The 7825-nt window shown below is 54.6% G+C and carries 7 protein-coding genes and 2 pseudogenes; 3 read left to right on the top strand and 6 right to left on the bottom strand.

Annotated features, from left to right (window positions below):
- Positions 1–242, top strand: a 242-nt coding sequence (locus tag QD357_RS30985; protein WP_414125818.1) for a hypothetical protein, incomplete at its 5' end; no start/stop codon positions are given.
- A 193-nt stretch (positions 243–435) separates the two neighbouring features.
- Here QD357_RS30985 and QD357_RS30980 read toward each other — a convergent pair.
- Both QD357_RS30980 and QD357_RS30975 read right to left on the bottom strand, forming a co-directional pair.
- On the bottom strand, positions 436–729 hold the full coding sequence (locus tag QD357_RS30980) for a type II toxin-antitoxin system RelE/ParE family toxin (protein WP_414125817.1): 294 nt from the start codon (positions 727–729) through the stop codon (positions 436–438).
- Positions 726–1019 carry an antitoxin of toxin-antitoxin stability system gene (locus tag QD357_RS30975; RefSeq protein ID WP_210318879.1) on the bottom strand — a complete coding sequence of 98 codons (294 nt, stop codon included), beginning with the start codon at positions 1017–1019 and terminating at the stop codon, positions 726–728. The genes QD357_RS30980 and QD357_RS30975 overlap by 4 nt, the downstream gene beginning before the upstream one ends.
- Positions 1020–1628: 609 nt before the next feature.
- On the opposite strand from QD357_RS30975, the gene QD357_RS30970 reads away from it, so the two are divergent.
- The gene (locus tag QD357_RS30970) at positions 1629–2045 is read left to right on the top strand and encodes a type II toxin-antitoxin system VapC family toxin (protein WP_414125816.1); all 417 of its coding nucleotides are present in this window, start codon (positions 1629–1631) and stop codon (positions 2043–2045) included.
- A gap of 157 nt (positions 2046–2202) precedes the next feature.
- Here QD357_RS30970 and QD357_RS30965 read toward each other — a convergent pair whose 3' ends face one another.
- Positions 2203–2688 carry a hypothetical protein gene (locus tag QD357_RS30965; RefSeq protein ID WP_414125815.1) on the bottom strand — a complete coding sequence of 162 codons (486 nt, stop codon included), beginning with the start codon at positions 2686–2688 and terminating at the stop codon, positions 2203–2205.
- 236 nt (positions 2689–2924) lie between these two features.
- The gene (locus tag QD357_RS30960) at positions 2925–4142 is read right to left on the bottom strand and encodes a hypothetical protein (RefSeq protein WP_414125814.1); all 1218 of its coding nucleotides are present in this window, start codon (positions 4140–4142) and stop codon (positions 2925–2927) included.
- Between the two features lie 35 nt (positions 4143–4177).
- Here QD357_RS30960 and QD357_RS30955 point away from each other — a divergent pair.
- Positions 4178–4375: pseudogene (locus QD357_RS30955) on the top strand (Tn3 family transposase); the annotation flags it as partial.
- Positions 4376–4381: 6 nt separating this feature from the next.
- Here the strand turns inward: QD357_RS30955 and QD357_RS30950 are convergent.
- A complete protein-coding gene (locus QD357_RS30950; protein WP_414125813.1) occupies positions 4382–5185 on the bottom strand; it encodes a hypothetical protein in 804 nt (267 codons plus the stop codon).
- A gap of 961 nt (positions 5186–6146) precedes the next feature.
- Positions 6147–7825, bottom strand: a pseudogene (locus QD357_RS30945) (hypothetical protein); the annotation flags it as partial.

Below are 7825 nucleotides of genomic sequence, written 5' to 3'. Positions count from 1 at the left end.
ACGTCGTCCACGTTCGTCCAGAACAGGTTCAAGCGCAGCATAGCGCAGTTGGATGGCGGCCTCGTCAATCACACCGCGATTCTATAGGCTTCAAACCAAAAGGGAATCCCGGCGCCGCAAAAAATCCAAAGCTGCGATTCCTTTATTTATCAACAGTTCCTAAAGCCGCCGCTCCACACGTCGGCGTGAACGCGAATTGCTATTGTGCGATGCAGCACATCCATAGCTGCGTCACGCAATAAAAGGATTCCAGTCGCCTATGAATCAGGCATTATGCGTGCATCTGATGGGCGTGGCGGTCTTTTCCTCCCAGTGCCGCCGCATCGACTGGTCTCCTCTGGAGGTTTTGAACCTTCATACCTAAGGGCCGCGGATTCTTCCGGCGGCCCATTTTTTTGCTTTAGGCTCGGGACGCATTTCAGATGGGCAAGGCGATTAATCTTCCCCGGCCGGTGGCCACAGGCGGGCGGTATGCACAAGCGCCATTACCCATACCATGTTTGCTGGTTCGTCCACTTCGTAGACAATCTGGCAGCTTTCATGCGGGATGAATTCACGTGTTCCGGGAATCTTCCCCATGCGGCCCAGCATCGGAAAATCGCCGAGCTTTGCAGCCGCCTCGCTGAACAGCTCGTCCATCTTGAGCGCCGCGCGTGGGTTCTCGACTGCGATATAATCGACAATATCAGCTCGATCCTGTCGCGCCGCCGCAATCCATCGGACTTTCACAGATCTGCCTCATCGATCCGGCGTCGTAGCTCCGTGCGGCGTGCTGTCGCTTCGGCTTCCACGTCCTCATTGGACACGTGCATGCCTGCATTACGCTGTTCGCGTGCGATCTCCACCTTGCGGCGCAAGTAATCATCGTACTGGCGCGCCTGCTGGCGGCGGTTGATGTATTCGCGCATCAACTCGCGCAGAACCTGGGCCGCCGGCCGGTCATCCGCAGCGGCTTCGGCCATGAACGTATCGCGCAATTCCGGTTCCAGTTTCATCGTGAAAACGGCTTTTGTCGACATGACAAGCTCCCATATTGCTATACGATGTATATACCAAAGCATTATCTCAGATCAAGGTTTGGCATACGCAAAAAGGAGATCGACGCGCTTTCGGGTCCAGAAGGTATTCTGACCAGAATCGGGGAGTGCTTGCCCTGACGGGCTCCGCAGTTCCCGGCCGCTCTTCTCTAGCGTTATGCCTACCCGTGGCGTGCTGCCTCAAAGTGAAGCCTCGTGCTGCACCTTCGTTTGTTGGCCGTTCCGCTTTAGCTTTTGCTCGATGGCATGCCTTGTGGGAAATCCCAGGGAAGTTGCCGGCAAGATCAACCTTTGTCGGCATTGCGTACACCGCCACAGAACGGCGTTTGGAAAGCCCGGTTAAAAAAATGGCACTGGTGCCGAAGTGTTTATTGGGGCTCTGAACGTGCGGATGTCCGTCTTGGCCATGAGCTTACTCATGAGACCGTATACGTTGACGCAGACTGATCAGCAAATCGTAGAATCCTCTTGCAAGCGGGGCGGGCCATACGTTTTTTATAGGTGAAGCCCGCCCGGCAAAGCAGCTTTGACAGGTTCGAAGGATCAACCTGCGTATTGCGGGAGTTGCGAAAGCGACGACCGAATGCGGCTGTGGTTTCATTTATTGAGGAAACGAAACTCTTCTACATTCCTGGAGGAGCGCTCGTCGAGTTGCAAGCTGATATAGCGCGAACTGATGCTGTTGATCCGGTTAGAGCGGCAGCTCAGCAAGAGTGGTACCTGCGGATCGTTCGAAGCCGCATTCCTGTCAAGCATACGACCGTAAAGATGATGGAGGTCTGGGCAGTGCTTGACGTCGATCCACGACTCCACAGCCTCAAGCTTCACGTCAAAAACGGCAAGCCGTCCCGAACGGGGCACGACATCCACATCGCGGCGACGGCCTTAGTGACCCAACTCCCAATCGCAACGATGGAGGTGGAAGGTTTCGCGTTGATCAATAAATATTTCCCCCTGCCCGGCATTTATAATCCGATTGAGCATCGCTGGCACTCAAAGCCCGCGTAATCGATGTAGACAGATTTGGACCATTTAAGGCTTCATATTCGTCCCGTAGCTCTTCCCAAGTCCTAATTTCATTTTCTTCGTGGCCCTCCCCGGTCTCACTGACGATGGTCTTGTCCTCGGAGTCGGTGATGGTGACCTTGGATCCGATCTCAACTTATTACAAAACGTGAAGCCCCGAGGCGTTGGCTTCTCGGCGTACATAAGAGAGGGCATCGGTCGTCGTTGCCGCGATGGTATCAGTCCTGTCATATCCCCCTATGAGGCGCACTTCGGGACCGATGAAGTATACATCTGCCAGCTGTTGCTCTCGCAAGCTGTCAACTAAGATCGATTCCAATTTATTACTGTAAGTCTCGAAGATACTCAGATTTCCGGGTCTTCCGCATATCACACCGCAACGGGACAGCGAACGATAAAACGAGAGATATTTTTTCTCACCAGATAGATAGGCCTCGAGATTCCCCGTTTTCTTCGCAATTGAAAATGAAAGGATCGTTGAACAATCTGCCTCCTCAACGGAGAGCCAGTGATCAAATATTGAAATGCTCATTAGATGGAAGCCCAAAGCTGGCAGCTCTTGCACGGCATATTCCAGGACATGGGAATAGCCATTTACCTTGTCGTCTAGTTGTTGCTTATTCATTGTCATCCACGCAGATACACACCTTCAGAGCTAAGCGTACCAATTCGACTGCAGAGCCCCGTTAAAAACGGGGGGATTACCCTGCCGCCATGTGAGTTGAGGCCTGCCCTATCTTTGACAATTTGGAATCCCGACTTTGGATCAACGTATCGAGTTTCACCCTCTACCTTAACACGTTGACTAAAAGCATCGAGATCGATTTTGTCACCCTTTTGTAGGTTGTCATTCGGTCTCTTTTATTGCGTGTTATCGTCTTCAGGATCTGGCGATCCCGTTGACGAGCTTGAGCTCGAGGTCGAACTCCCATTGCTTCCCGAGCCCGATCCGCTCTTTTGGTTATAGACGATCTGCACCGTGCTGCCAGCACCGTTGATCTGGTTCACGAAGTCGTCGAGGGTTGCGGTGGAAAGCGGCTGCCCATCAGGCCCGTAGGCATATTCGACGGCGAGCTGCCCATTGGTTGCCGTCACACCGAGCCCGATCCGCGCCTTGGTCTGGTCGGGATAGAGAATATAAAACGTCAGGCTGCCATCATCCTTGTTGCCGACGATTTCGCCCTGCAGACCGTTGGCGATCGGAACGATCTTGTCGATGAACTGTTCGCCCGAGTTGGTGTTATAGGCGTAGGCGATGAGACCTGCCGCCACAGCAGCGGTCGCAACGCCGGTTGCGCCAGTGAATGCTTGAAGCGCATCTGTCGAAACTACGATGGTTTCACCGCCGTAGCCGTATTCTGACACGCTGGTTTTGATGGTGCAAACCTCGGAAGCGCCGCTTTGCAGGCACTGCGATTCCTGCTTCTGGACCTCCGGATCGTTGGCGTATTGCTGCAGCTTGGGGAGGGCCTTCTGGTCGGCGGCCGAGATCGTACCGTCGGCCACCATTTTAGCCATCGCCTCATTGATCGCGTCAGCAATGCTCTTTCCAGCATCCACAGCCGCCTGCAGGCTCTGCACCGAGATATATGGCTCGAGATCGATATGCTTGTTTTTGGTGACGACGTTTAGCTGGGTGGGATCGGTATTGATCTGGTCGACTCGCCCCGTCTGTCCGCTCTGCTCAAGGGCCGCTTGCTGGCCGGGATTGCGGATGGTGATGTTGCCCATATCACCGCTGCCGCTGATCGTCGCCTTAACCGATTGCTCGACATCGTCGAGTTGGTATTTGCCCTCCGCACTGGAGTTGTTTTGCGTGATGCCGTTGGCGTCCTTGCCGCCATAGAGGTCGATATCGGCATTGACCTGATAGCCCTGGTATTTTTGCGAGCCGACAAAGTCAGACCAGGTCAGCGTGCCGGTGTCGAGGTTGACCTGGCCATCGGTTGAGATCAGTCCGGCCGCAGTCAGGTTGGTGTTCTTGCCGACGGTGATGTTCTGGTCGCCGGTGGAATAGAGCCCGGCCGGCGTGTCGATCCAGTTGGTGGAGCCCTTGCCGGAGCCAAAGCCCGGCTGCACGCCACCGAGGGTGAGGCCGCCAAGCGCCGTGCCGACTCAGCCGCGCTGTCGATTATGTCCGCACCCAGGGCATCGATATTCCCGCCGAGCTGCTCTCCCAGGTCGCACCGCTTCCCTGGGCTCATATCGCACTCACCGGCGACTATCTCTGGAACGAAATTGACCGACCCCTCGAACGCTTCAGGCCGATCCGCGCTAACCGTTTCAATCCAAACAACTTCGCTTTCCCTTAGCGGGTATTATTGCAGAAATGCCCACGGAGCCCCTGTTACATGCACCCAGACTTCCAAGAGCCCCGCTTGGTTGATCAAACCAAAACCAGGCGCGCGATCTGCGATCGAAATCACGCCCTTTCGATCGGCGCGCCTCAGCTTGCGAGCACGAACTCCAAGATCAAACCAATCCGCCCATCCGTTCCGAACATGATGTCTTAGGTCTTCCTTTTCGAAAACCCCGGTGAACGCCGGGTCGAACTTCTCGTGCTTCCCACGATGGGCAAGCGCAAAATGGTCGTTTGCAACGTATTCATCGAGAGACCATTGGCCTGGCGTGGGTATCCTCGGAGGAATTGCCGGGACGACCGTGCGATCGGGCACTTCAACAACCAAGGTCGGAGCACACCCCGTCAGGTCGACGATCCGCGTGTCTTCGACGTGCTCCGCGGGAATGTCGTGTGACACCAGTTTCAAAACAGCATCCGTGACCGTGTTCGCCACAACCGTTATGACTACGTGAGAAAAGGACATAGCTTCGCGAGCGAACTCTCCAGTTACGAAATCAACCACGTCGGGCGCTGCGATGAGCCTCTCGCCATCGTCGTTTGACAGAGCGATATCCCGTACCGGCCGAAACCACGTTTCACATTGATTCCGGTCGTCGGGGTACGGCGGACTGCGCAGGCGAACGATGTGCAAGCCCCTTGGGCCGCATAACTTTGACAAGTCCGGTCCGGCCACGATCTCCGGTCGGACAATAATTGTGCACGAATATGAAAGCGCCAGCGCGTGCTCGGCAGCAGTGTTGCGGATCGAAATAGTTGGCAAAGGGTAACCTCGGTTGCTGTCCGGAGTCATCTACAACCGAAATGCAAAGCAAGGGTTTCGAAAACCGATCGAAAGTGAGCTTTGCCGCAACGGCTTTTCCCGACACCAAAGGCTTTTCAGGATACCGCTCTGAAACTCTTGAGGTGGAAATTAGAGCATCGCGGATTTCTCTTTTCGCCCGTAAACAACCGTCAGAAACAAGAGGTTGAATTTCCGGCGCTTCCCCTTGTAACCGATCAACTCCGACCCGCTGTTTGGCCACTCCGCCGGAACAGTTAATCCCTCGGGCAGTTTTCCGGGTGTCGAACTTTCCACTCACCGTTCTTGTCTGTATGTGTAGTGCGGCTCTTTTCCCAAATTTCGCCTGTTTTTTGTTCCTGTACTTTGTGAGAAAGCCATAGCAGTCATGTTATAAGTTGTTCCACAGGAGCAGTTCCGAAGCTTTTTTGTCTGCCGGCCACGGGCCGTGGATAATTAGATAATAACTGAAATCCTCCGGATTGGAATCCTGCGTTCGGACGGAACCGCCCATACGTTGCTCTGAGTATGCATCAAGGACTTTGGGCGTCTAGCCGACGGATATTTGGTAGCTCAAGGCACAGTACTTCAATCCATTCATTCTGGGTCAACACCGCGACATGCTTGACCTGATCACGTGGATAGACGCCACAACTCTGATCGTGGAACCATTCGAGGAAATCTGAACCTGTCACAATGACAATGGGGCCAAGGGGACCATCAATTTCATCTGCTGCCCAAGACGTCGACAGGTACCTGCCCTCATCCATACTTCGCTGGGCTAACGGGGTGACGCCAAAATCAAGCTCAAATTTTATCGGGTCCCGCGCGCCCAATTCTGCGACATGCACTCGATAGCCTTTGTGGTCGTAGAATAGCCCAACAAAGTCCAGCCTATCTGGTAGTACCTGATCCGTTTGTAGTCTTCTATGGATTCGCATCGTTAATATCTAATCTTTGTATATCCGGTGGGATATTGAATTTCTAAGGTTGCTTGACTGGTAAACCCCGGCCTGTTTTCGCTACTTATAGAACGGACAACTACCATTGTTCCGTCAGGCAACTCGCCAACTTTACCTGAACCACCATTTGGCATACTAATGTCACGAACATTTTTTAAGCCCAATGAATCGAAATCTGTAACTGCCTGATCGAAGCCGCCTGACTTTTGTATTTGGGTGGTCATACCTCCGGTTCTAGGTAAGAGTTGCCCTTCGCCAACTATATCATCAACCGTTCGCGGCGAGAGGATGAAGTCAGGTCTATCTTCGATATTTTCGCCATAAAAGTTTTTGCTTAGATCCTCTCGCGGAGGAGCCAAAATTCCTCGCTTTGTTACGTCTCCGTACGGGTTGTCTGTATCATCTTCATCATCCATGCCCGTCAATTCGGTGATGGTCACCTGATCCTCCGAGGTGACGACGGTGACCTTGCCGGCATTACGCGTCGTGCCAAGGATGTCTTGCGCCATGTCTGAGGTGAGACCACCGGTGCCCGAGCAAGCAGTACCGCTGGCCTGCTTTGCACAGTTGGCGATCGCTTCGCGAACATTGGGATCCTTTAGATTCAGAAGGATCTTGTGCGCTGATGTGTTCTCCTCGGGAGATATTTTGCCATCGGCGAGCATCTTGTCGAACGCACTGCCAATCGCCTCGATGAGCGTCTGGCCCGCATCCACAGCAGCCTGCAGGCTCTGCACTGAGATATACGGCTCCAGATCGATATGCTTGTCCTTGGTGACGACGTTCTGCTGGGTGGGATCGGTGTTGATCTGAGCGGGAGTGCCCGTCTGCCCGCTTTGTTCCAGCGCGGCTTGCTGATCGGGATTGCGGATGGTGATGTTGCCGGCACCACCGCTGCCGCTGATCGTCGCCTTGACCGATTGCTCGACATCGTCGAGTTGGTATTTGCCCTCGGCGCTGGAGTTGTTTTGCGTGATGCCGTTGGCGTCCTTGCCGCCATAGAGGTCGATATCGGCATTGACCTGATAGCCCTGGTATTTTTGCGAACCGACGAAGTCGGACCAGGTCAAGGTGCCGGTGTCGAGGTTGACCTGGCCATCGGTTGAGATCAGTCCGGCCGCTGTCAGGTTGGTGTTCTTGCCAACGGTGATGTTCTGGTCGCCGGTGGAATAAAGCCCGGCCGGGGTGTCGATCCAGTTGGTGGAGCCCTTGCCGGAGCCAAAGCCCGGCTGCACGCCGCCAAGGGTGAGGCCGCCAAGCGCCGTGCCGACATTGCTGGCGGTCAGCAGGTCCTGACCATCCGTCTTGCCGATCGTGCCTCCTGTGAAGGAAAAACCAAGCGAGGTCGAGCTGTTCGACTGGCTGCCGGTGTTCGGCGTCGAGATGATCACGCAGGTGATCTCCACCGTCAGCGCCTCGAACAACATCAAATTCGTCTCGAAGGGCGATACGACGCTCAACAACACCTTGAGATCACCCTTGGTGGCATTGAGGGTGACGTTGCCATTGGCGGCGGTGAGCGTCGAACCAATATTATCGGTCGAGCTCTCGCTGATCGTCTTGTCGTGGCTGCCATAGATCGAGATGAATCCGCCACCCGATCCCACACCGATACCCGACTTCTTCGTCTGCTTGTCGCTCTCGTGTTCCTCTCGTGTTC

This window comes from Rhizobium sp. BR 317, from assembly GCF_047445835.1.
GTDB lineage: Bacteria > Pseudomonadota > Alphaproteobacteria > Rhizobiales > Rhizobiaceae > Rhizobium > Rhizobium paranaense.
This window is presented reverse-complemented; position numbering and strand designations above follow the sequence as displayed.

Bases quoted from the DNA above. Each gene is read 5' to 3' on its own strand.
- QD357_RS30975 (WP_210318879.1), bottom strand. From the start codon at position 1,019: ATGTCGACAAAAGCCGTTTTCACGATGAAACTGGAACCGGAATTGCGC.
- QD357_RS30965 (WP_414125815.1), bottom strand. From the start codon at position 2,688: ATGAATAAGCAACAACTAGACGACAAGGTAAATGGCTATTCCCATGTC.